Below are 23,394 nucleotides of genomic sequence, written 5' to 3'. Positions count from 1 at the left end.
TAGCAAATTCAGAAATGACGTTCTCGTCCGGGAAGCTTGCGCGGGCGCTATGACGGCGCTGGAGCGCTGCGCCCGATCGGCGCGCTGGTTCCTGAGATCGTCGATGTAGCGATCCATCGTGACACGGCTGCGATGTCGTCGCCGTTTTCGCGATAGGCGCGAAGCTGGAATTCGGCCGAGCTGCCGCGGTCTACAATGACCCGGGAATGCTCGATCTCGGCGGCGCAGCCCAGTGCGTCGGCGTCCTCGGTGGTGTCGTCGATGATTCGGGAGAGCATCTCCGAGATCGTGACCGGTCCGTCTCTGGAGGCGAAGATGCAATCGGTGCCGTAGCGCTGGGCGCGCCATTTATTCTCAACCGCAATTGCGCGTTCGACCGCGGTGACCCCTTTGGACAGATCCGGTCGCAGATAGAGGCGGCGCGTCAGGCAGCGATAGAGCGAGGCGATGGCGACGGCATCGTCGACGAAGGTGCAGGTATCGGGCGCCCGAAGCTCGAGGGTCGGATGCCGCATCGACGGGCGCATCGCCCACCAGATGTGGCTCTCGTCGGGAATCACGCCGGAGCGCTGCAACGCGCCGACATAGTCGTCGTAGTCCTGCCGGCTCTCGAACAGTTCGGGCAGGCCGGTGCGCGGCAGCTCGGAATAGGCGGCGAGACGGTAGCCCTTCAGCCCGGTCTTGTGCGAATTCCAGAACGGGGAGGACGCGGACAGCGCGATGAACAGCGGCAGATGCGGCAGCATCGCCCGCATCACCGCCATGCGCTTCTCGGGATCAGGCAGCTGGACGTGCACATGCATGCCGCACATCATGTTGCGATGGCCGATGCTGCGCAGATCCTCGATCATCTCCTCATAGCGCGGTTTCGGGCTTGGCTGCGACATGCGCCAGACCGCGGTCGGGTGCGTGCCGCAGGCCATGATCACGAAACCATATTGCGCGGCGACGTTCGCGACTTCGCGCCGCAGGAAGCGAAGCTCTTCGCGGGCGTCGTTGACGTCGACGTGAACGTTGGTGGCGACCTCGAGCTGCGATTGCAGCATCTCCCGCATGGCCTGGCCGCCGGTCGACCAATTCGCCGATTCGAACAGCTCGTTCGGAGTTTGAATGGCGACCTCGAAGCTGCGGCGGTCCGCCAGGAAGTACTCCTCCTCGATGCCGAAGGAATATTCAGCCGCCTTGGCCCCGCCGCCGGCAGAGCGAATGACCAGGTGCTGCCTATCACCCGAGGAATCGAGGCGCAGCAGTTTCAAAACGTCTGAAGTAGATGTCATTGGCCACCCGGCAAAGGCATTACCTGCGGGCGATAATCCGTCTGACGGGGGCGGGTTCCGCGTCGCACTTACCGGAAATTGCAACGTCGAACGGAACAATCTTCACGTTTTCGGACGCGCGCGCGATCAGCGCGTGATTTGGCGGCACTTCGGACCAATCCGATTCCTTGTCGAAGGGTTCGGACACGACGATGACCTGGCCGCCGTCCTCCCGGTAATACAGCGTGTTTGCGGCGTCGTTGACCGCAACGCGAAACGCATAGAGATCCCGGCCGTTCGCGATCGCACTGGTGAAGCGCAGCCGTTCGCGCAGCTGCCCCTCGTTGACGAGGCCGACGAGGGCGTGCAGCACGCGCCGCGTCGCTTGAAGCGGATCGCTGTCGAGCCCGGCACCCATCATCGCCAGGAACACAGCCTCCGAATCGGTCGTGCCCAGCCGCGATGGATAATAGGCATCGGGGATCAGCGCCTCGACCTTGCGCCGCAGCCGATTCCAGCTCCCGACGAATCCGTTGTGCATGAACATCCAGTGGCCGCAGGCAAAGGGATGGCAATTCTGCCGCGTCACCGCCGTGCCGGTGGCGGCGCGCACATGGGCAAAGAACAAATGCGAGCGCAGATGTCGGCAGAGATAGCGCAGGTTTTCGTCCGACCAGGCTGGGCGGGTCTCGCGATAAAGGCCGGGCTCCGGATGCTCGCCGTACCAGCCGAGACCAAAGCCGTCGCCATTCGAGCCCGCCGTGGATTGCAGCGAGCGGATGCTCTGCGCGACCAGCGAATGTTCGGGCTCGGTGACGTAAGGCTCAAACGAGGTGGTCTCGCCCCGGTATGCGATCCAGCGGCACATGGGAGTTCCTTGCGGCTTCCTGTCAGACAATGCGTGCTGAGTTGCACCGACACACCCGCCGAGGCGATGTTCCCGGCGCCGAGGGCTTGCCCCGGACGCAGTGCAGCGCCTCTTGGCGGCGCACTGCTGAGCCGGGGCCCACAAGATTGGGTGCGCCATCTGGGTCCCGGCTCTGCGCAGCAGCGCTACGCGTTGCATCGCGTCCGGGACACGGAGCGCGACGTGCTTAACGAAATGCACGACCGCGGAACCGATGCGGCCGCTGGTCGCAGTCATCTCGCCTTGATTCCGACGGACCCACCTTTATCTCTGACACGAACAAGAATCCGGGCCCCTCTGGCGAGGACGCCGACGTTCGTCGGCAAACCTCGTGATGTCGGATGACCTGTCCCGCGCGAATGCGATGGATCGGCCGATCGTCGGGCCTCTGTACGTTCTCTCCGACCATTCGTCCCCATCGCAGCTCCGTGCGGCCATTTCGCAACATTGAGGAGCAACGATGACTGACGCCAAGCATTCAAATCCGATCGAAATCGAAATCACGGAACCGTCCAGCCTGAACGAGCAGGCCGCGGTCGCGCTGGTGATCGTGGGCGCGCTGGTTGCGGTTGCCGACCGGCGGGTTTCGCCGGTCGAGCGCGACGAGGTGATCCGTTTCATCAAGGATCGCAAGCTGGCGCCGCACATCTCGGACGAACGGCTCTATGCGATGTTCGATGAGCTCGCCGAACGGCTCGAGGAACCGGATTTTGCCAATGTCGTGATCGACACGCTGCGGCCGGTTTCGAACCTGCCGCTGTCGTCCCATTTGATTGAGCTGTCGGAGCGGGTGGCTGCGGCGGATGAGGACGTCCATCCCCACGAAGTGCAGGCGATCAAATTGTTGCGCTTGCTGACGCTGGTGCTGCCGCGCGCGAAGCCGGTCACGTCGGGTCAAGGGCGCACCGAACGGCAGATGGCCACAGAGGAGTAGGCATGAGCGCAGCATCGCACGAGCGTACGAGTGAAGCCGCAAGTCCCGCCAGCGAAATGGCCGGCGGCGACCCGCGCCTCGAAAAGCTCGTCGATCGGCTGCCGCCCCGTATGGGTGACACGGTCACCTATCTGCTCAAGCCGTCGAACCGCTGGGTCAGAATTCCATCGGGCGCGCTCCTCATTGTGGGGGGCGTGCTTTCCTTCCTTCCGATCCTCGGCGTCTGGATGCTGCCGCTCGGTCTCGCGCTGCTTGCCGAGGACGTGCCTGCGTTGCGCTCCTCACGTTCGAAGGTCCTGGATTGGGTCGAGCGGAAGAAGCCGCATTGGCTCGATCCATCCGCATCGAAAAATGATCAATCATGACTGAATTCATCACGCCCGAAGCGCTCACTGCGCTGCTTCAAGTCGTCCTGATCGACCTCGTTCTCGCCGGCGACAATGCCGTCGTCATCGGCCTCGCCGCAGCGGGACTTCCGGCCAAACAGCGCCGCCGCGCCATCATCGTCGGTATCGCCGCCGCCACGGTACTGCGCATCGTCTTCGCCGGCGTCGCGACCCAGTTGCTGCAGGTCATTGGCCTGTTGCTTGCCGGCGGCGTGCTGCTGCTCTGGGTGTGCTGGAAGATGTGGCGCGAGCTGCGCGAGCAGTCGCATGGGGGGCAGCTGGCGTTCAGCCACGGCGGCGGCGCGGATGGTGCGACCGTGCAGCGAAAGACCTTCGGTCAGGCTGCGGTGCAGATCGTCGCCGCCGACGTCTCGATGTCGCTGGACAACGTGCTCGCGGTCGCGGGCGCCGCGCGCGAGCATCCCTACATTCTCGTCTTCGGGCTGTTGCTGTCGGTCGCTATGATGGGCGTTGCCGCCGATCTGCTTGGCCGCGTGCTCCAGAAGCATCGCTGGGTCGCCTATGTCGGCCTTGCCATCATCATTTACGTCGCCTTCGAGATGATCTATCGGGGCTCGCTCGAGCTCGCGCCTGTCATCGCGAGTCTCTGAGGCGACAACTCTTTCCGCAATCCGGAGTAATTCATGACGTCCGAACCCAAAGCACCTTCGGCGCAAGGCGAGCCGCCGCGCCTAGGCCTGTTTGCGCAGCTCATCTTTGGCTCGCGTTGGCTGCAAGTGCCGCTCTATGTCGGCCTGATCGTCGCGCAGGCCGTCTATGTGCTGCTGTTCCTGAAAGAGCTCTGGCATCTGGTCGCCCACTCGTTCGACGCCAGCGAGCAGCAGATCATGCTGGTCGTGCTCGGGCTGATCGACGTCGTCATGATCTCGAACCTTCTGATCATGGTGATCGTCGGCGGCTACGAGACCTTCGTGTCCCGCCTGAACCTGACCGGTCATCCCGACGAGCCGGAATGGCTGAGCCATGTCAATGCCAGCGTGCTCAAGATCAAGCTCGCTATGGCGATCATCGGCATCTCCTCGATCTCGTTGCTCAGGACCTTCATCGAGGCCGGCAATCTCGGCACCACGCGCAGCAATTTCACCGAGACCGGCGTGATGTGGCAGGTGCTGATCCACATGACCTTCATCGTCTCGGCGATCGGAATCGCCTGGGTCGACCGCCTCAGCGACAACGGCCATCGCAAGGAGGCCGCCCACGGCTGACGAACCTGGCCGCCTGACAACCTCCCGAGCGGCCAATCCTGAGCCCGCCTGATCGTCCGATCCGGCGGGCTCCTTTTTCAATCGATAAAATTGTCTGCAAACCGCTCAGCAGCAGCAAACCCTGCGGACAAGAAGCCTGGTGCCTTAAACCAGGCCTTTGGAACCGATCTGCATCCTGCTCGCAAAAGGGCAGGGCTATCGGCATGTCAATTCTAAGGGAGATCGTCGCATCGGTCGCGGGAGTCTACGCGCTCCTGCTCGTCTGTGACGCATTGTTCGGGGTCGGCGAGGCGCGCTTCGACGACGCCTATTATCACGCCAGCTTCTACGCACCGCGGCCGAAGGAGTTTCGGTTTGCGACCGACACGCCGCCGGCGGTCCGCGTCAGCGACGCGTTCTCGCAGTTCGCGCCGGGCGAGGCCAAGCCCAACAGGCGCTACTCGTCCCTGACGACGATTATCCGTTAGGGCCTGTACTCATTAATCGGCTGTCCGCCTGACGTCCGGTTTACCGCCAGCCAGGGCGCTGGCAGTTCAACCGCTAATGAGCTTGTCGAATCCGACCAGTAGCCAGAATCCGACGGCGCGACCCGAGCTAGATGGACCATGGCTGGAAACTGCCGGCAACGTGATCAATGAATATTGAGCTTTTCCAGAGGCAATTGCAGTTCCGCCGCTCTCTCGGCACGATCCCTCTTGCGGAACTCGTTCTCTTTGCGTTCGAACTTGATCATCTCCTGCTGAGCTGCTTCGAGCAGGCGATTTCGCTTAGCGTCGTCGTATTGCGTATTGTCGGTCATGATCAGGTCCTCTCGCGGCCTTACTCCTAAGCAAATCGGGCGACAGCGCCAAGGTTCGATGCCTGAAAATTACGGATTTATGACGGCGCGAGAGCAGGGCAGCAGTTAAAAGAGGCGCGGCCGGGCTTGAAATATGCGTCCCGGCGGCGCCCTATTCTCTAACTGAGCACTGAAATCTCAGTTGACGCCAATGTGCAACGAACATGCCACAGGCTCGTGACATCACCTTGCTCCTGCATCACGGTCGTGGCCCTTTCTGTGCCAACTAGTGCCTAAGGCACGCCTTCAGAAACTCGATAGGTGAAATACCTTTCCTGCCGCGCATGTGCCGTTTCACATCTTTTACGTGAAGCAACGCTAAGATCTCCGGTGAACGCCTTTTACAAATGTCGGTAATTTTCAGCAGTTGCAGCTCTTGGAGCTCGTAATGAATAGTCGTGGTCGGATTTGCGACCGTATGATCATTTTGAATCAACGGGTCTGGTTGCTCAACTCTCAACTTGCAGAACTTCGGAACCTCCGCGCTCGGGTATTGAAGACCTGCGAGAGAAGCAGCCGCAAACGATCGAAAGTCCGAGTTATCTGGGCCAAGCGGCGGTAAATTTGTAGTTGTAGTGTCCGCTCTGGGTTACGAACAGTAGATCAAGGTGGCGACTTCCGCTTTACGGTGGTGAGCCGACATTTATGGGTTCACGCCCTAATTCAAGGCGGACGCCGGCGGTCCCACGGCCTTCAGCTCAGAGGCTTCCTCGTCGGTGAAGATGCGGCTGCGCGCCGGGAATCGCACGCCTTTCAGCGTTTCCACGGAAACGCTCCAGCCGCGGCCGCACGATATCCACAAGGCCTTGTGTTGCCCGACAGGCAAAACACGCGAGCCCTGGGTCAACGCGCGCTGCCAAAAATATTCCACTTTACCGAAATTCGGAAATCGCGTATGTGTCGCGGCATCCCGGCCCAACGAATAGGGGCGTATCGCGATCGTCACGAACGCGGGCGGGGTGGCGGTGGACGTGGGTCACATCGGCGCTGAGGGTTTTGCAGGGCGGGCAACCGTGAGCGAAACACCTGGCGCACACGACCGGTGGGATCCGCGTACGGCAAAATCGTGTGGTCCTGGCGCCCGGGGTCTGTGCGCCAAGTCTTGCGGTGATGTGGCGGTCCAACCGGGCACGCGCATCAGTCATCCACAAGGCGACGGGGGCAATAGTGCAACGCTCCCCGGGGAGAGTACGACATAAGCCGTAAAGCCACTGCGCAGGGAAGGCCGGGATGCTCCGGTTGCCCTGTTACCCGCTATGCATGAAGCACACGCAATCTGCTCTTCGCATGGCGGTCGATGGGAGCCAACCGGCTCCCGGCCTTCCCTGCGCCCTCTTTCATGAGAGGGTGAGGTACTGGTCAAAGCTCGGGCGAGAAAAGCCGCGAGAACGCGAAGCTGTGTCTCAGTCCCCCTGGATCCATTCGGCGACGCCGCGCCACAGCGTGTCGCGATGCTCGGGCCGGAAAAAGCCGAAATGGCCGATCGTCTTGGCGCCGACGTCGGACGGCTTGACGTTGAGCACCTCCGGCTTGATCGCGGTGAACCCGCTCGCGAGCAGTTCGACCGCCGGCCGCGTCGCCCAGGGATCGTCGGAGAAGCACAGCGCCCGCAGCTCGCCCTCGAACTTCGCAAAATTCTCCAGCGCCGGCAGCTTGGAATCGAAGAGATAGCGGGGGCTCGAGACCCATTCGGCCCATTGCAGGAAGACGCCCTTGGGCAAATCCTCGCCGACGCCGGCCCAGCCCGGGGCGTAGCCGAGCGTGTGGGTGAGCGGTACGCCGATGAGGTTCATGAAGGCGAATACGCGGTATTTCTCCGGCGATGTCATCAGCCGCCACGTCGCGGCCTGCGAGGCCACGAACGCGGCGCGCGAGATTTCGCTGTTGTTGGCGATCAGCCCCAGCGCCTGACCGCCGAAGGAATGGCCGACATAGGCCAGCGGCAGGGTGTTGTAGCGCTCCCGCATCCAGCTGACCGCGGCGGTGACGTCGAGCGCGGCCCAATCCGACATCGAGGCCTTGAAGCCGACCAGCGATTTCGGCTGGTTGTAGCCGACCATCGCCGGCTGCCGGGAATCGCCGATGCCGCGATAATCGTAAGTGAGCACCGCGCAGCCGCGATGGGCGAGATAGGAGGCAAAGCCCCGATAAATCTTGCGCGGCACGGCGGTCGCCGAATTGATCAGGACGGCATGGCGTTTGGTGCCGCGCGGCAAGAACAGGGTGCCGGCCAGGGCATACCCGTCGGTCGCCGGGAAGTTGATCTCGTCGATGAAAACGTCGTCCAGTGCCGCGTCCATGGGCGCAAGGTATCCTACCAGTTTGCCTCGCCCTCCCAGCAAATGCGAATTTGGCTTTCCCCGCAAGGGTTTGCAGTGCCGGATGGATTTACAACTGGCGGGGCGGGGCCAGCCTGTGTATAAGGCGGCCCTCGCAACCCCTAGATCAGGTTGTGCTTTTTGCTTCACGGAGAGATTGCGATGTCCGAGCGGTGGACGCCCGAGTCCTGGCGCAGCAAGCCGGTGCTACAGGTGCCCGACTATCCCGACGCCAAGGCCCTGGCCGACGTGGAGGCGCAGCTTGCGACCTTTCCGCCGCTGGTGTTCGCGGGCGAGGCGCGCAACCTGAAGAAGGCGCTGGCCCGCGTTGCGGCCGGCGAGGCCTTCCTGCTCCAGGGCGGCGACTGCGCCGAGAGCTTTGCCGAGCACGGCGCCAACAACATCCGCGATTTTTTCCGCGTGCTGCTGCAGATGGCGGTGGTGCTGACCTACGCCGGCGCGGTGCCGGTGGTGAAGGTCGGCCGCATCGCCGGCCAGTTTGCAAAGCCGCGCTCGTCGCCGACCGAGAAGCTCAATGGCGTCGAGCTGCCGAGCTATCGCGGCGACATCGTCAACGACATCGCCTTCACCAGGGAAGCGCGCGTGCCGGATCCGCAGCGCCAGCTGATGGCCTATCGCCAGTCGGCCGCGACGCTGAACCTGCTGCGCGCGTTTGCGACCGGCGGCTACGCCAATCTCGGCAGCGTGCATGAGTGGATGCTCGGCTTCCTCAAGGATTCGCCGCAGTCCCGCCGCTACAAGGAATTGGCCGACCGCATCTCGGACGCGCTCAACTTCATGCGCGCCTGCGGCCTCGATCTCGAGAGCCATCCCGAGCTGCGCGCCACCGATTTCTACACCAGCCACGAGGCGCTGCTGCTCGGCTACGAGCAGGCCATGACCCGCGTCGATTCCACCACCGGCGACTGGTACGCGACCTCGGGCCACATGATCTGGATCGGCGACCGCACCCGCCAGCTCGATCACGGCCATATCGAATATTTCCGGGGCATCAAGAATCCGATCGGGCTGAAATGCGGCCCGTCGCTCAAGTCCGACGAGCTTTTGAAGCTGATCGACGTGCTCAATCCCGACAACGAGCCGGGACGGCTGACGCTGATCGGCCGCTTCGGCTCCGACAAGGTCGGCGAGCATCTGCCGAACATGATCCGCGCCGTGAAGCGCGAGGGCAAAGTGGTGGTCTGGTCGTGCGATCCCATGCACGGCAACACCATCACCTCGACCTCGGGCTACAAGACGCGCCCGTTCGACCGCGTCCTGTCGGAGGTGAAGTCTTTCTTCACGATCCATGCCGCCGAAGGCACCCATGCCGGCGGCGTGCATCTGGAGATGACCGGGCAGGACGTCACGGAGTGTATCGGCGGCGCCCGCGCCATCACGGACGAGGACCTCAACGACCGCTATCACACGGTCTGCGATCCCCGCCTCAATGCCGAGCAATCCATCGACATGGCTTTCCTGATCGCCGAGCTCCTCAAGCAGGAACGCGCGGGCAAGGCCACGCCGATGCCGGCCGCAGCGGGGCTCTAGGATCTTGCTGCGGATCTGGAAGGCCACGATCAATTCCCGTAACGGTCTGGCCTTTGCGTTCCGATCGGAGCAGGCCGTCCGCGAGGAGATATTTGCGCTCCTGGTGTCGCTGCCGCTGGCCTGGTTGGTCGGCGCGACCGCGATGCGCGCGGTCGAGCTGGTCTGTTCGGTTGCGTTCGTGCTGACAGTCGAGCTGCTCAACACCGCGATCGAAAAGCTGGCCGACCGGCTGACGATGGATCACGACAAGCAGATCGGGCGGGTCAAGGACATGGGCTCGGCGGCCGTCGGCGTCGCGCTGCTGATGGCAGGCGCGTTCTGGATCATCGCCATCATCGAGCGACTGGGATTTATCTGATCGGAGCGCGGCGGCCATGACCGAACGTCTCAAAGCATTCGCGGTCACGCTCGCCCAGCTCAATCCGACCCTGGGCGACATCGAGGGCAACGCCGTCAAGGCGCGCAGTGCGCGCGCGAGAGCCATCGCCGACGGCGCCGATCTCGTGCTGTTTCCGGAATTGTTCATCGCCGGCTATCCGCCGGAAGACCTCGTGCAGAAGCCGGCCTTCCAGGCGGCCTGCCGCGCTGCGATCGAGGCACTGGCCCGCGAGACCGCCGACGGCGGGCCGGCCATGCTGGTCGGCACGCCCTGGGTCGAGGACGGCAAGCTCTACAATGCGTGCGCGCTGCTCGACGGCGGCCGCATCGCTGGCTTGCGTTTCAAATGCAATCTGCCGAATTACGGCGTGTTCGACGAGAAGCGGCTGTTTTCGCGCGGCCCTGCGGCGGGCCCTGTGACCGTGCGCGGCGTGCGCATCGGCGTTCCCATCTGCGAGGACATCTGGCTGGAAGAGTCCCAGGATTACGAGAACGTGGTCGAGACGCTGGCCGAGACCGGCGCCGAGATCATCCTGGTGCCGAACGGCTCGCCTTACGCCCGCGACAAGAACGACGTGCGCCTGTCGGTCGCGGTCGCCCGCGTCACCGAGAGCGGCCTGCCGCTGGTCTATCTCAACCAGATCGGCGGCCAGGATGAGCTGGTGTTCGACGGCGCCTCCTTCGCGCTCAACGGCGATCTTTCGCTTGCGGCGCAATTGCCGGCGTTCGAGGAGAGCATCGTCACGCTGCGCTTTGTGAGAAATGGCGACGACTGGCGCTGCACGGGCCCGGTCGCCGAGCAACCCGAGGGCGACAAGGCCGATTACGCCGCCTGCGTGCTGGGCCTGCGCGACTACGTCACCAAGAACGGCTTTCCCGGCGTGCTGCTCGGCATTTCCGGCGGTATCGATTCGGCCCTCTGCGCGGCGATCGCGGTCGATGCGCTCGGCGCCGATCAGGTGCATGGCGTGATGCTGCCGTACCGCTACACTGCAGCACACTCGATCGCCGATGCGGGCGAGCTCGCCGGCCATCTCGGCATCCGCTATGAGGTGCTGCCGATCGCGGAGGCCGTGACCGGCTTCGAGACCATCCTCTCGGGCCTCTTCAAGAATCTGCCGCCCGATATCACCGAGGAAAACCTCCAGGCCCGCAGCCGCGGTACGCTTCTGATGGCGATCTCCAACAAGACCGGGTTGATGGTGGTGACGACAGGCAACAAGTCGGAAATGTCGGTCGGCTACGCCACGCTCTATGGCGACATGAACGGCGGCTTCAACCCGATCAAGGATATCTACAAGACCCAGGTGTTTCGGCTGGCAAGCCTGCGCAACGGCTGGAAGCCCGATGGCGCGCTCGGGCCGGCGGGCGAGGTGATCCCGCCCGACATCATCACGCGGCCGCCGAGCGCGGAGCTGCGCGAGAACCAGACCGACCAGGATTCGCTGCCGCCCTATGAGGTGCTCGATGCCATCCTGGAGCGTCTTGTCGAGCGCGAGCAGCCGCTGGATCAGATCATCGCCGCCGGTTTCGATCGCGAAACGGTCACCCGGATCGATCATCTGCTCAACGTCGCCGAATATAAGCGCCGCCAGGCCGCGCCCGGCGTGAAGGTGACGCCCAGGAATTTCGGCCGCGATCGCCGCTATCCCATCACCAACCGCTTTCGCGACAAGGGGGAGGGGCTGCCCGCCGTCGACGAAACGTTGGTCTCGCGCGGCAGCAAGGCGTCGATCGACGCGTTCGAGGGGTGAGGGTAGAGACTGGCCTGCCGGTGCTACGACGGGGTTGCGAAAAACAGCACCCGCAGGAAGTGCGTGTATTCGGATTCGAGCACCATGATCGACACAAAGACCAACACCGCGATCGGCGGCAGTAGGATGGCATAGGCCAAGGCCAGTCGCTCCCAGGCCATGTGCATGAAGACGGCGACGATCAGGCCGGCCTTCAACATCATGAACAGCAGGATCAGCGACCACCTCAGATAGCCATGCAGGCCAAAATAGTCGACGAGGTAGGAGCACGTGCTGAGGACAAACAACCAGCCCCAGACCACGAGGTAGAGCTTGATCGGGTGCTGTTGACCCTTGGCGTGAACGGCTCCCGTTGCGACTGCGCCATGCGCCGGAGCGTGGAGCTGTCCTTCCATGTGTACCGCCGCGTTTGTCATGCGCCGACCTCACCAAAGATAGAAGAATGCAAAGATGAATACCCACACGAGATCGACGAAGTGCCAGTACAGGCCCGTGATCTCGACGATCTCGTAATACCCCTTGCGGCTCGTGAAGAAGCCACGCCTCTCGACGTCGAAGTCGCCGCGCAAGACCTTCCGCGCAATGGCGATCAGGAAGATCACGCCGATCGTCACGTGGGTGCCGTGGAAGCCCGTGATCATGAAGAAGCTCGCGCCGAACTGCGGTGCGCCCCACGGATTGCCCCAGGGCCGGACGCCCTCCATGATCAGCTTGGTCCATTCGAAGGCCTGCATGCCGACGAAGGTTGCGCCGAACGCCGCCGTGGCCAACATCAAGGCTGCGGTTCTCACGCGATCGCGGCGGTAGCCGAAATTGACGGCCATCGCCATCGTCCCGCTGCTGCTGATCAGCACGAAGGTCATGATGGCGATCAGGATCAGGGGGATGTGGTTGCCGCCGATATTGAGGGCGAAGACTTCGCTGGGATTGGGCCACGGCACGGTCGTCGACATGCGCGCCGTCATGTAGGAAAGCAGGAAGCAACTGAAGATGAAGGTGTCGCTGAGGAGGAAGATCCACATCATGGCCTTGCCCCAGGACACGTTCTTGAAGGCGCGCTGATCAGACGCCCAGTCGGCGGCGATGCCGCGCCAGCCCTCAAGCCGCGCAGTCGAATGGCCCGGATTTGTCAGCACGGTCTCTGCCATCTGGTCTCGCCTCCCTAGCTCAGCAATCGGCGACAGATGTTGACGAAATCGTCGGTCCAGCCCGTGAGAAGCCCGAGCAGCACAAGCCAGACCAGCAGCAGGAAATGCCAATAGATGGCGCACAGCTCCACGCTCAAGCGCATGTCGGCGATCCCGGCGCCGCGCCACATCTTGGTCGAGGTTCGGCCCAAAGCCACCAGACCGCCGGTCAGATGCAGCCCGTGCACTGCGGTCAACAGGTAGAAGAAGGAGTTCGCCGGATTGGACGCCACGAAATATCCGGCCGCGCCGAGCTGTTGCCAGGCCAGAAGCTGTCCGCCGAGGAAGATCACGGCAGCTGCGCCGCCCGCGAGCAGGCCGATCATGACGCCTTCAGCGTCGTCTCGGTGCGCGGCCACGTAGGACCATTGCAGCGCGACGCTGCTCAGGATCAGGACGCCCGTGTTGAACCACAGCAGCCGCGGCACGGGCAGCGTCCGCCAGTCCGCCACGTCCATGCGCATCGAGTAGGCGCTGATGAAGAGGACGAACAATGCGCTCGCGACGGCGAGAAACACCCCAAGTCCGACCTTTGCTGCCGGCCAGGTCATGGCATCGCCGCCGGGGAAGTCACCAGCCGGGCCTTCCTCCAGCCAGGGCTTGGCCGTCAGCCGCTGCTGCGACAGCCACCACCCGGCGATCACCGCAAGCACAGCCAGGAAAAGGATGATGGCGCTCACGAAGCAGCTCCCTGAATGAGCTGCGTCGCGTGCGGCGGCTGGTTCTGCGGAATGAAGTCCTCCGCGGCGCCAGGCACACTGTAATCATAGGCCCAGCGGTACACGACCGGGAGCTCCTTGCCCCAGTTGCCGTGCCCCGGAGGCGTCTCCGGCGTCTGCCATTCCAGCGTCGTCGCCCGCCACGGATTGCCGCCTGAGGCCTCACCTTTGAACAGGCTCCAGGCAAGATTGAACAGGAACACCATCTGGCTGAAGCCGACGGTCAAGGCCACCACGGAGATGAAGGCGTTCAGTGAATGGGCCGAGGACGGGATGAACGACGTATCTCCAAGTTCGAAATACCGGCGCGGAACCCCGAGCAGTCCAAGATAGTGCATGGGGAAGAAGATCAGGTAGGCGCCGAGGAAAGTGACCCAGAAGTGAAACTTGCCGAGTGCGTCATTGTACATTCGCCCCGTGACCTTGGGGTACCAGTGATAGATCGCGCCGAGCACGACCATGATCGGCGCCACGCCCATCACCATGTGGAAATGCGCGACCACGAACATGGTATCCGAGAGGGGCACGTCGACGACGACGTTGCCGAGGAAGAGGCCGGTGAGCCCGCCGTTCACGAAGGTGATGATGAAGCCGAGGGCGAACAGCATCGGCACCCTGAGATGAATGTCGCCGCGCCACAGGGTCAGCACCCAGTTGTAGACCTTGATCGCAGTGGGGATGGCGATGATGAGCGTCGTGGTGGCGAAGAAGTACCCGAATTGCGGGAACATGCCGCTCACATACATGTGGTGCGCCCATACGATGAAGCTGAGCGCGCCGATGGCCACGATCGCCCAGACCATCATGCGGTAACCGAAGATGTTCTTGCGTGCATGCGTGCTGATCAGATCGGAAACGATGCCGAAGGCGGGCAGGGCAACGATGTAGACCTCGGGGTGGCCGAAGAACCAGAACAGGTGCTGGAAGAGCAGCGGGCTGCCCCCGCCATATTTCGATAGCTGGCCCATCTCGACGAGGGAGGGCATGAAGAAACTGGTTCCCAGCAGGCGGTCGAGCAGCAGCATGACCGAGGCAACGAAAAGTGCAGGGAATGCCAGCAACGCCATCACGGTTGCCGTGAAAATGCCCCACACCGTCAGGGGCAGGCGCATCAACGTCATGCCGCGGGTGCGTGCCTGGAGCACCGTCACCACGTAATTCAGCCCGCCCATGGTGAAGCCGATGATGAACAGGATCAGGGACGACATCATGAGAATGATGCCCCAATCCTGCCCGGGCGTTCCGGAGAGGATTGCTTGCGGCGGGTACAGCGTCCAGCCGGCGCCGGTCGGGCCGCCGGGCACGAAGAATGTCGAGGCCAGCACGAGGACTGCGAGCAGGTAGACCCAATAGCTCAGCATGTTCACATAGGGGAAAACCATGTCCCGGGCGCCGACCATCAGCGGGATCAGGTAGTTGCCGAAGCCGCCCAGGAACAATGCGGTGAGCAGGTAGATCACCATGATCATGCCGTGCATAGTGATGAACTGAAGGTACTGGTTGGCATCGATGAAGGAGAAGGTGCCGGGGAATCCCAGCTGCAGTCGCATCAGCCACGAGAGCACCAGGGCCACCAGCCCGATGGCCGAGGCCGTCAGCGAGTACTGAATGGCGATCACCTTGGCGTCCTGCGAGAAGACATACCGTGTCCACCAGCTCCTCGGATGATAGAGCTCGACATCAGGTACTTCGGCAGGCGGAGTGCCTGCGATCCCTTCATATGGAATATCGACCATAGAAAACCTCCTCGGTCGTTTCCATCGGGGGCGACGAGTTGGTCTCACGCACCCGATCCATCTTCGCGGCGGCGCCTTGCTACTTGCCGCCGGATTGATATGTCGCCTTCACGACGGTGCTTGCCGGCGGCAATCCTGCAAACGTTTTCTGTTGCTCCAGCCAGGCGTGATATTCACGCTCTTCGTCGACGATGACCTTGGCCCGCATCTGATAGTGAGCCGCGCCACAAAGCTCCGCACAGAGAACGTCGAACGTTCCGGTTCGGATCGGCGTGATCCAGAAATAAGTCACCATGCCCGGAACCATGTCCATCTTGGCCCGGAATTCGGGCACGTAGAAATCGTGCAGGACATCAACCGAGCGGAGCAGAACCTTGACCGGCTTTCCCAGTTGAAGGTGAAGGTCGCCGTTCTCGATCACGACGTCGTCCTGCGCATGCGGATCATCGCGATTGAGCCCCATCGGATTTTCGGACGCGATGTTGCGGACATCGGATGTGCCCAACCGCCCATCCTTGCCCGGAAGGCGGAAGCTCCATTGCCATTGCTGGCCCATCACCTCGACCTCGGTGGCATCCGCAGGCACCGTCACGAACTGGTGCCAGACCACGAGGCCAGGGGCGAGCATCGCCGCGACGCCGATTCCGGTTCCCACGCTCAGCCACCATTCGAGCTTTTTGTTTTCAGGATTGTAGTCAGCCCGTCTTCCCTCCTTGTGGTGAAAGCGGAAGACGCAATAGGCCATGAAGGCGATGACCGCGACGAAAACGAAGCCCGTGATCCAGAACGTGATGTTGATGGTGTGATCGATATAGGCCCAGTTCGTGGCGATCGGCGTCCACCACCATGGGCTGTAGAGGTGAAACAGCACCGAGCCGATCGCGACCAGAAGCAGTATCAGTGCGACAGCCATCCTGATCCATCCTTGCCATCGAAGGCTACGGATACGAATCCAGGGCGGAGCTCATGTCTGTCGCGATGGCTGGCCTTTTTCGGTTGGCACTTATGCCATCGCCGGCCTCTTGCCTCGCCCATTCCACTGGCCGCGAAATCAAGAGAATATTCGCGACCATCAACTCTAAGGGCGTCTGCGTCTAAAATGATACCAGCCCAACCCGGCGTCAATAGCGCAATGTAGGTGCCCCGACGTGGTTGATCGCCGTGCTGGCAAAGCCGACAGAGCATCAGGCGCGCAGGTTGGGTCTGGGTGATGCAACGCACAAATCCGTGCTGGTGCACAATTCACCCAACCGTGAGTGCAGCCTTGCGCCGCAAGCGCTAAAGTTTGCGAGGCAGGTCGCGACGGGTTCCGTCCGGCCAGGCTCGTTCGTTGAACCTGGGTTGCCGTACTCGACCCATCGCGTTTCCTGCTCATCAGGCGGACACGCGTGGCTGGAAAGCGCGTGTTATCGAAACCGCGATTTTCAGCACGGGAGGGTCCGTTCATGGCCACTCTGTACTCCCACGACATCATCAGGCGGCACGTATTCGGCGAAGCGGCCTCTTATCCCGTTCGCAAGATCAGCCTGTCCGATCTGACCGAGGCCCTGCGCCTGGGTTGGGAGGATTTCCAGGCGATGCCGAGTCACGCGATCGTCGTGTGCGTGATTTATCCCGTTCTCGGTCTCGTCCTGTTCAGGATGGTTCTCGGCTATTCGGTGCTGCCGCTACTATTTCCACTGGCCGCCGGCTTTGCCCTGATTGGCCCGTTTGCCGCGATCGGTCTCTACGAACTCAGCCGGCGTCGTGAGCGCGGCGAGGAGGTCGATGCATGGGATGCGGTCAAGGTGCTGCGCGCACCGTCGTTGGGCGCCATGGTCGAACTCGGCGTGCTCCTGCTGGTCCTGTTCGGGGCCTGGATCGGTGTCGCGAACGCAATCTATGTCTCAATCTTCGGTCATGCGGCGGCCGCAAGCATTCCCGACTTCGCAACGCGCGTGCTGACGACACCGGAAGGCTGGTCGCTCATCATCGTCGGTTGCGGTGTCGGCTTCCTGTTTGCGGTTGTGGCCTTGTGTGTCAGCGTCGTGTCGTTTCCGTTGATGCTCGACCGGCATGCGACTGCGATCGACGCGATCCGCACCTCGCTCCGAGCAGTAGCGGCGAACCCGGTTGCGATGGCCGGATGGGGCGTCATCGTCGCGGTGCTGCTCGTGATCGGCTCGTTACCGCTCTTCGTCGGTCTCGCTGTCGTTCTGCCGGTGCTTGGCCATGCCACCTGGCACCTCTATCGGCGGGTGGTCGAGCCAAATCCGAATCCACCGGACGCGCCGCCGCCGCCCAGGAAGGGAAGGCGCTACGCGGCGGACTTTCCGGCCAATCTCTTCCCGTGGAGCCGCGAGGGTGAGTGAGACGGGCGATCGCGCCCCATTGATTGTTGGCATCATCCGCGAAAGCGGATGATCCAATACTCCGCGGCGCTGCCGGTGCGCGCCAACTGTCGACACGGAGTACTGGATGCCCCGCTTGCCGCCTACGCTGAAGCTTCGGCGAGCCAAGACCTCAAACCCCGGCGAAGCCTTGGCGTAGCCGGGTCGCGGGGCATGACAGTTGAGCAAAAGATGATTTACTTTTGCTGCTGCGGCAGGAAGGTCGGCCCGACCGACCGGATCGGCTTGTTCTCGGAGCTCGCAGGGGGGGCGGTATCTGCCGGCGGCGTCGCGGCTGGTGAATTCGCCGTGGTCGGCGCGGGAGCTGCGCCCTTCTTGGCATTCGCAGGCGCACCCTTGTTGAGCCGCTGCTGCTGCATCTTCTTGGCGCTCTCCTCGGTGACGATGATGTCGCCCTGCTGCTCGGCTGCCGCCTTGTCGTCGGCCGATTTCAATGCGTCCGCCCAGGTCTGTCCTGCGGCCTTGCAGGAGCAGGAAGGGTTGAACTCGCTGCGGAATTTGAAAGCGGTCGGCAGCGCCGTGTAGGGTTGGCCACTGACGGAGACCGCGGAGTTCATGTCTTCGCCGGGATTGCGATGGGTGTAGAGCACGGCTTCCGCGGCCGGGCAGAGTGCCTTGCAGGTCTTCTCGTCGTCGGGGAAGCGCGCCGGCACCGTCGCAAACGAGACCGGGAAATAGGCGCCGTCGCAGGTGCGCACGCACACGGTGCGATAGGTGCCGGATTGCGGGCCGAGATCGGAGGGCGGCACGCCTTGCGGATTGCCCGCGTTGTTGCCGCCGAACAGATTGCTGAGGAAGTTGCCGCCGCCTTGCGACTGCACGGCGTTGGCATATTGCGGGCCGCAATTGTTCTGCGCCAGCGCAACCAGCACCGAGCGGCGCTGACTGTCGCGTTCCGCGCTGAAGCCGCCACCGCCGCGCAAACGCTCGAGATTGCCGGTGATCTGGTCCAGATTGGCGCGCATCTGCTGGATCTGGGTGTTGACCGGTCCGCATTGGGCCGACTGGCCGTTGAACAGCGAGAAGAAGCCGGAGGAATCGCAGCCCATGCGCTTGGCCTGCATGGTGACGCGGTCCAGCTCGGCCTGCTGCTTGGCCTGGGAATCCTGGTAACGGCGGATCTGGTCTTCGCGCGCGGGGTCACCACCGCCGCCGCGGTCCAGCGCCGCGAGCTGGCCTTCCAACCGCACGCACATCGGATTGGGCCCAAGTCCGTTCTGGCCGGGCTGAGGCGGCGGTCCGGGCGGACCGGCCTGCGCGAGGGCGCCGGTGACGAGCACGGCCGTGCTCATGAGCACGGTGCAGGCAAGAAGCAAGCGAGCACGAGAGAGGGACAAGAATTCAGGCATATCCGCCATTCTAGCGAGGTCATGGCCCAATGTGACTTGGACTGAAGCGACTTGGACTGAGGCGACTTGGACGCCGAAGCGATTTGGGCGCCGAAGCGCGCCCTCCCAATAGCCGCTTCCTGCGGCATCGTCACGTCGTTTTGGGGGCCAATGGACCGGGCCTAAGCTGCGCCAGCTCCGAGCGAATTCAGCGCTGGCAAGTGATTGCGACATATTCGTCGCAATGGCCATGGGAGCAGTTTGCGCCGGATTTGGGGACAGAGCCGGTAATTTCGTCGGGATCGACCCGGCGATAGCTTGATGCCTGGGCAAAATCTCGTGACTGGCAGTAGGTGCGGGCGACGGAGGCGCCGCATTTCTCGCCCTTGGCCAGGCACTGATCGACGCCGTAGCCGTCAGCCTGGTTGGCGATGATGAAGACGCGGGTCTCGGCGCGGGCACCGGATGCCGCGAGGATCGAGGCGCTGAAAATGAGCGCGAGCAAGGATCGCATGAAAATACCGGGAGGCAAAAAAGGGAACAATCTGGTTCCAGAATGGGCTCAAATAGTTAAGGATCACGAACCACCCCGGCGGGCTGCGCGCTTTGCGGACATAAAACGGCATTTCCGCGGCTCCCTTGACGCGGGGCCGCCTCATAGCCCATATGTGGCCGCATGAACGGTCTCCTCGCCATTTGCGCCATTTGCCGCGAGATTATGAGCTAGCGATTCGCTGGCTGGAGCCGTCTTTTCTCAAAAACATTGAGAGCCTTGGACGCCCGGCCAACAGCCGACGGGTATCCATATGGAATTGCGCCTTTACGATACGCTGACGAAGGAAAAACGCATCTTCGCGCCGCTCGATGCGAAAGACGTCCGCATGTATGTCTGCGGGCCGACCGTCTATGACTTCGCCCATATCGGCAATGCACGGCCGGTGATCGTGTTCGACGTGCTGTTTCGGCTGCTGCGCCATCTCTATGGCGAGGCGCACGTCAAATATGTCCGTAACATCACCGACGTCGACGACAAGATCAACGACCGCGCCGCGCGCGATTTCCCGGGCCTGCCGCTGAACGAGGCCATTCGCAAGGTCACCGAGCAGACCGGCAAGCAGTTTCACGCCGACGTCGATGCGCTTCGAGCGCTTCGGCCGAGCGTCGAGCCGCGCGCGACCGAGCATATCGGCGAGATGCGCGAGATCATCGAGCGGCTGATCAAGGGCGGCTTTGCCTATGCCGCCGAGGACCATGTTCTGTTCTCGCCGCAGGCGATGAACGCAGCAAATTCCTCGCTGCCCCGCTACGGTGCGCTGTCGAAGCGATCGCTCGACGAGATGATCGCCGGCGCCCGCGTCGATGTCGCGCCCTACAAGCGCGATGCCACCGATTTCGTGCTGTGGAAGCCGTCCAAGCCGGGCGAGCCGTCATGGCCGTCACCGGCCGGCATCAAGGCCGAGGGGCGTCCCGGCTGGCACATCGAGTGCTCGGCCATGGCCTGGAAGCATCTCGGCGAGCATTTCGACATCCATGGCGGTGGCATCGATCTCGTCTTTCCGCATCACGAGAACGAGGTCGCACAGACCTGCTGCGCCTTCCACCGAGAGCGCATGGCGAATTATTGGATGCACAACGGCTTCCTGCAGGTCGAAAGCGAGAAGATGTCGAAGAGCCTCGGCAACTTCATCACGATCCATGAGCTGCTCGCGGACTGGCCCGGCGAGGTACTGCGCTTGAACATGCTCAAGACGCACTACCGCTCGCCGATCGACTGGACCATGAAGTCGCTGGAGGAGAGCGCCAAGACGCTCGACGACTGGTATCGCGTTGCCGCCGACGTCGCGCCCGGCGAGCCGGCTGCGTCCGTGGTCGAGCCGCTGCTCGACGATCTCAACACGCCGCTGGCGATCGCGGCGTTGCATGGCCTGCGTGGAGGTGACGTGGGTGCTCTGGCGGGCTCGTTGCGCCTGCTCGGCTTCTTGTCCGAGAGCGCAGCGCAGTGGGAAGGACGCAAGCAGCAGGCGAGCGGCGTCGATGCCGGGGAAGTCGAGCGCCTGATCGCGGAGCGGACGGCGGCCCGTAGCCGCAAGGACTTTAGGGAATCCGATCGCATTCGCGATCTGCTCGCTGCAATGGGCGTCGCGATCAAGGACTCCAAGGAAGGAACGACGTGGGAGGTCGCGCGATGAAACGGCCCGACACGCCTTTCCCGCGGCACTGGCTCTATTACATCGCGCTGAAGATCGCGCTGCTCGCGGGTGCCGTGGCGCTGGTTCTCAAGCTCTATGGGATGTGGTGAGGACGATGGGACAGACTTTGCCAAAGCCCGGCTTGCGGCCGTTCCTGCCGGCGGACGTGCCAATTCTTGCTGCGATCTTCACCGCCAGCATCGAGGAGCTGACTGGCGACGACTATAGCGAGGCGCAGCAGCAGGCCTGGATGGAGGTGGCGGACAGCGAAGAGTTCGGCAAGCACCTCGCGTCAGACCTGACGCTGATCGCGACGCTCGATGGCTCGCCGGTTGGCTTTGCCTCGCTGCGCGGCAATGACCACATCCGCATGCTCTATGTGCATCCGGCCGTCAGCGGGCAGGGCATCGCCACCATGCTGGTCGATGCGCTGGAAAAGCTTGCCGGCGGCCGCGGCGCGCAGAGCCTCAACGTCGATGCCAGCGACACCGCGCAGGGCTTTTTCGCCAAGCGCGGCTACACTGCCCAGCAGCGCAATAGCGTCACCATCAATGACGAATGGCTTGCCAACACCACCATGAAGAAGACGCTCGGAGCGGGGCAATGAGCAAAGAGCGCCTTTATCTGTTCGACACCACGCTGCGCGATGGCGCGCAGACCAACGGCGTCGATTTCACGCTCACCGACAAGCAGGTTATCGCCGCGATGCTCGATGACCTCGGCATCGATTATGTCGAAGGCGGCTATCCCGGCGCCAATCCGCTTGACACCGAGTTCTTCGGCAGCAAGCCCAAGCTCGCCCATGCGCGCTTCACGGCGTTCGGCATGACGCGACGGGCCGGGCGCTCGGTCTCGAACGATCCGGGTGTGGCCGGGCTTTTGGCAGCGAAGGCCGACGCGATCTGCTTCGTCGCGAAGGCATCCGCCTATCAGGTGCGCGTCGCGCTCGAGACGACGAAGGAGGAAAACCTCGCCTCGATCCGCGACAGCGTCGCGGCCGCGAAGGCCGCCGGTCGCGAGGTCATGCTCGACTGCGAGCATTTCTTCGACGGCTACAAGGAAGATGCGAGCTTCGCGCTCGCCTGCGCCAAGGCCGCCTTCGAGGCCGGCGCGCGCTGGGTGGTGCTGTGCGACACCAATGGCGGCACCATGCCGCACGAGGTCGAGGCCATCGTCACCGAAGTTACTAAGCACGTCCCCGGCGACCACGTCGGCATCCACGCCCATAACGACACCGAGCAGGCGGTGGCCAATTCACTCGCCGCGGTGCGTGCCGGCGCGCGGCAGATCCAGGGCACGCTGAACGGCCTTGGCGAGCGCTGCGGCAACGCCAATCTCTGCTCGCTGATCCCCACGCTGAAGCTGAAGCCGGAGTTTTCGGACGCCTTCGAGATCGGCGTCACGGCCGAGAAGCTGGCAACTCTGGTCAAGGTCTCGCGCACGCTCGACGACATGCTCAACCGGGTGCCGAACCGGCATGCTCCTTACGTCGGCGAGAGCGCCTTCGTCACCAAGACCGGCATCCATGCGTCCGCGGTGCTGAAGGACCCGCAGACATACGAGCACGTACTGCCGGAGACGGTCGGCAATCACCGCAAGGTCCTGGTCTCGGACCAGGCCGGACGATCCAACGTCATCGCCGAGCTCGACCGTGCCGGCATTCCCTACGAGAAGAGCGATCCGAAGCTGACGCGCCTCGTCGAGGAATTGAAGGAGCGCGAGGCGGCCGGCTACGCCTATGAATCCGCCAACGCCTCGTTCGAGCTGCTGGCGCGCCGCACGCTCGGCAAGGTGCCGCATTATTTCGAGGTCGAGCAGTTCGACGTCAATGTCGAGCAGCGCTACAATTCGCACGGCGAACGTGTCACCGTCGCTTTGGCCGTGGTGAAGGTCGACGTCGCCGGCGAGCACCTGATCTCGGCTGCCGAAGGCAACGGTCCCGTCAACGCGCTCGACGTTGCCCTGCGCAAGGACCTCGGCAAGTACCAGAAATACATCGAGGGGCTGAAGCTGATCGACTACCGCGTGCGTATCCTCAACGGCGGCACCGGCGCGGTCACGCGCGTCCTGATCGAGAGCGAGGACGAGAACGGCGACAGCTGGACCACGGTCGGCGTCTCCCCCAACATCATCGACGCCTCGTTCCAGGCGCTGATGGATTCGGTGATCTACAAGCTCGTGAAGTCGGGCGCGCCGGCGTAGTCCCTCGATGACTGTCATACCCCGCGAAGGCGGGGTATCCAGTACGCCGCGGCTTCTCGGTAGCTCTCGCGCGGCTCGGAGTACTGGATCGCCCG

Annotated in this window: 23 protein-coding genes; 12 read left to right on the top strand and 11 right to left on the bottom strand. The window is 63.1% G+C overall.

Features of this window, described 5'->3' with window-relative positions:
- Nucleotides 1-47: 47 nt before the first annotated feature.
- Both GGD67_RS03895 and GGD67_RS03890 read right to left on the bottom strand, forming a co-directional pair.
- Nucleotides 48-1,277, bottom strand: coding sequence for a carboxylate-amine ligase (locus GGD67_RS03895; RefSeq protein WP_179730984.1), 1,230 nt, complete (start codon nucleotides 1,275-1,277; stop codon nucleotides 48-50).
- A gap of 19 nt (nucleotides 1,278-1,296) precedes the next feature.
- A complete protein-coding gene (locus tag GGD67_RS03890; RefSeq protein WP_179731433.1) occupies nucleotides 1,297-2,124 on the bottom strand; it encodes a class II glutamine amidotransferase in 828 nt (275 codons plus the stop codon).
- A 499-nt stretch (nucleotides 2,125-2,623) separates the two neighbouring features.
- Here GGD67_RS03890 and GGD67_RS03885 point away from each other — a divergent pair, with 499 nt between their 5' ends.
- The 5 genes from GGD67_RS03885 to GGD67_RS03865 all read left to right on the top strand — a co-directional run bounded on the left by GGD67_RS03885 (nucleotide 2,624) and on the right by GGD67_RS03865 (nucleotide 5,176).
- Complete coding sequence (locus GGD67_RS03885) at nucleotides 2,624-3,097, top strand: tellurite resistance TerB family protein (RefSeq protein WP_179730982.1); 474 nt, start codon at nucleotides 2,624-2,626, stop codon at nucleotides 3,095-3,097.
- A gap of 2 nt (nucleotides 3,098-3,099) precedes the next feature.
- The gene (locus GGD67_RS03880; protein WP_018319995.1) at nucleotides 3,100-3,462 is read left to right on the top strand and encodes a hypothetical protein; all 363 of its coding nucleotides are present in this window, start codon (nucleotides 3,100-3,102) and stop codon (nucleotides 3,460-3,462) included.
- Nucleotides 3,459-4,094, top strand: coding sequence for a TerC family protein (locus GGD67_RS03875; protein WP_018319996.1), 636 nt, complete (start codon nucleotides 3,459-3,461; stop codon nucleotides 4,092-4,094). Before GGD67_RS03880 ends, GGD67_RS03875 begins: the two co-directional genes overlap by 4 nt.
- A gap of 33 nt (nucleotides 4,095-4,127) precedes the next feature.
- Entirely contained in the window at nucleotides 4,128-4,709 is a 582-nt protein-coding gene (locus GGD67_RS03870; protein WP_092252397.1) for a TIGR00645 family protein, read from the top strand.
- 203 nt (nucleotides 4,710-4,912) lie between these two features.
- The gene (locus GGD67_RS03865; RefSeq protein ID WP_179730981.1) at nucleotides 4,913-5,176 is read left to right on the top strand and encodes a hypothetical protein; all 264 of its coding nucleotides are present in this window, start codon (nucleotides 4,913-4,915) and stop codon (nucleotides 5,174-5,176) included.
- Nucleotides 5,177-5,340: 164 nt separating this feature from the next.
- On the opposite strand, the gene GGD67_RS03860 is transcribed toward GGD67_RS03865, so the two are convergent.
- Nucleotides 5,341-5,508 (bottom strand): hypothetical protein, encoded by a 168-nt coding sequence (locus tag GGD67_RS03860; RefSeq protein ID WP_018319998.1) that lies wholly within the window; start codon nucleotides 5,506-5,508, stop codon nucleotides 5,341-5,343.
- Between the two features lie 1,442 nt (nucleotides 5,509-6,950).
- Nucleotides 6,951-7,847 carry an alpha/beta fold hydrolase gene (locus GGD67_RS03855; RefSeq protein WP_179730979.1) on the bottom strand — a complete coding sequence of 299 codons (897 nt, stop codon included), beginning with the start codon at nucleotides 7,845-7,847 and terminating at the stop codon, nucleotides 6,951-6,953.
- 180 nt (nucleotides 7,848-8,027) lie between these two features.
- Between GGD67_RS03855 and GGD67_RS03850 the strand changes: the two genes are divergently transcribed.
- From GGD67_RS03850 to GGD67_RS03840, 3 genes are read left to right on the top strand one after another with little or no spacing between them, the layout of a single operon-like run.
- Nucleotides 8,028-9,416 (top strand): class II 3-deoxy-7-phosphoheptulonate synthase, encoded by a 1,389-nt coding sequence (locus GGD67_RS03850; protein WP_018320917.1) that lies wholly within the window; start codon nucleotides 8,028-8,030, stop codon nucleotides 9,414-9,416.
- 4 nt (nucleotides 9,417-9,420) lie between these two features.
- The gene (locus tag GGD67_RS03845) at nucleotides 9,421-9,774 is read left to right on the top strand and encodes a diacylglycerol kinase (protein ID WP_018320918.1); all 354 of its coding nucleotides are present in this window, start codon (nucleotides 9,421-9,423) and stop codon (nucleotides 9,772-9,774) included.
- Between the two features lie 16 nt (nucleotides 9,775-9,790).
- Nucleotides 9,791-11,548, top strand: coding sequence for an NAD+ synthase (locus GGD67_RS03840; RefSeq protein ID WP_179730977.1), 1,758 nt, complete (start codon nucleotides 9,791-9,793; stop codon nucleotides 11,546-11,548).
- Nucleotides 11,549-11,571: 23 nt separating this feature from the next.
- Here GGD67_RS03840 and GGD67_RS03835 read toward each other — a convergent pair whose 3' ends face one another.
- From GGD67_RS03835 to GGD67_RS03815, 5 genes are all read right to left on the bottom strand, one after another.
- Nucleotides 11,572-11,964 (bottom strand): cytochrome C oxidase subunit IV family protein, encoded by a 393-nt coding sequence (locus GGD67_RS03835; RefSeq protein ID WP_179730975.1) that lies wholly within the window; start codon nucleotides 11,962-11,964, stop codon nucleotides 11,572-11,574.
- Nucleotides 11,965-11,973: 9 nt separating this feature from the next.
- Nucleotides 11,974-12,696: a heme-copper oxidase subunit III family protein gene (locus tag GGD67_RS03830; RefSeq protein WP_179730973.1), complete on the bottom strand. Its 723-nt coding sequence runs from the start codon at nucleotides 12,694-12,696 to the stop codon at nucleotides 11,974-11,976.
- Between the two features lie 14 nt (nucleotides 12,697-12,710).
- A complete protein-coding gene (locus tag GGD67_RS03825) occupies nucleotides 12,711-13,415 on the bottom strand; it encodes a cytochrome c oxidase subunit 3 (protein ID WP_018320922.1) in 705 nt (234 codons plus the stop codon).
- Nucleotides 13,412-15,190 (bottom strand): cbb3-type cytochrome c oxidase subunit I, encoded by a 1,779-nt coding sequence (locus tag GGD67_RS03820; protein ID WP_018320923.1) that lies wholly within the window; start codon nucleotides 15,188-15,190, stop codon nucleotides 13,412-13,414. The genes GGD67_RS03825 and GGD67_RS03820 overlap by 4 nt, the downstream gene beginning before the upstream one ends.
- A gap of 79 nt (nucleotides 15,191-15,269) precedes the next feature.
- Complete coding sequence (locus GGD67_RS03815; protein ID WP_018320924.1) at nucleotides 15,270-16,103, bottom strand: cytochrome c oxidase subunit II; 834 nt, start codon at nucleotides 16,101-16,103, stop codon at nucleotides 15,270-15,272.
- A 532-nt stretch (nucleotides 16,104-16,635) separates the two neighbouring features.
- On the opposite strand from GGD67_RS03815, the gene GGD67_RS03810 reads away from it, so the two are divergent.
- Nucleotides 16,636-17,541, top strand: a complete 906-nt coding sequence (locus GGD67_RS03810; protein WP_179731431.1) for a DUF2189 domain-containing protein — start codon at nucleotides 16,636-16,638, stop codon at nucleotides 17,539-17,541.
- Nucleotides 17,542-17,756: 215 nt separating this feature from the next.
- Here GGD67_RS03810 and GGD67_RS03805 read toward each other — a convergent pair whose 3' ends face one another.
- Nucleotides 17,757-18,938: a DUF2865 domain-containing protein gene (locus tag GGD67_RS03805; protein ID WP_179730971.1), complete on the bottom strand. Its 1,182-nt coding sequence runs from the start codon at nucleotides 18,936-18,938 to the stop codon at nucleotides 17,757-17,759.
- Nucleotides 18,939-19,116: 178 nt separating this feature from the next.
- A complete protein-coding gene (locus tag GGD67_RS03800) occupies nucleotides 19,117-19,422 on the bottom strand; it encodes a hypothetical protein (RefSeq protein WP_018320927.1) in 306 nt (101 codons plus the stop codon).
- A gap of 292 nt (nucleotides 19,423-19,714) precedes the next feature.
- Between GGD67_RS03800 and cysS the strand changes: the two genes are divergently transcribed.
- The 3 genes from cysS to cimA all read left to right on the top strand — a co-directional run bounded on the left by cysS (nucleotide 19,715) and on the right by cimA (nucleotide 23,299).
- The gene (gene cysS, locus GGD67_RS03795) at nucleotides 19,715-21,097 is read left to right on the top strand and encodes a cysteine--tRNA ligase (protein ID WP_179730968.1); all 1,383 of its coding nucleotides are present in this window, start codon (nucleotides 19,715-19,717) and stop codon (nucleotides 21,095-21,097) included.
- A gap of 115 nt (nucleotides 21,098-21,212) precedes the next feature.
- Nucleotides 21,213-21,704 (top strand): GNAT family N-acetyltransferase, encoded by a 492-nt coding sequence (locus tag GGD67_RS03790; RefSeq protein ID WP_177236916.1) that lies wholly within the window; start codon nucleotides 21,213-21,215, stop codon nucleotides 21,702-21,704.
- Nucleotides 21,701-23,299, top strand: a complete 1,599-nt coding sequence (gene cimA / locus GGD67_RS03785; RefSeq protein WP_179730966.1) for a citramalate synthase — start codon at nucleotides 21,701-21,703, stop codon at nucleotides 23,297-23,299. Before GGD67_RS03790 ends, cimA begins: the two co-directional genes overlap by 4 nt.
- The last annotated feature ends 95 nt before the right edge of the window (nucleotides 23,300-23,394 follow it).

Source organism: Bradyrhizobium sp. IAR9 (genome assembly GCF_013408065.1).
Taxonomy (GTDB): Bacteria; Pseudomonadota; Alphaproteobacteria; order Rhizobiales; family Xanthobacteraceae; genus Bradyrhizobium.
The sequence above is the reverse complement of the archived record's forward strand: the minus strand, read 5'-3'. Positions and strand labels throughout refer to the sequence as shown.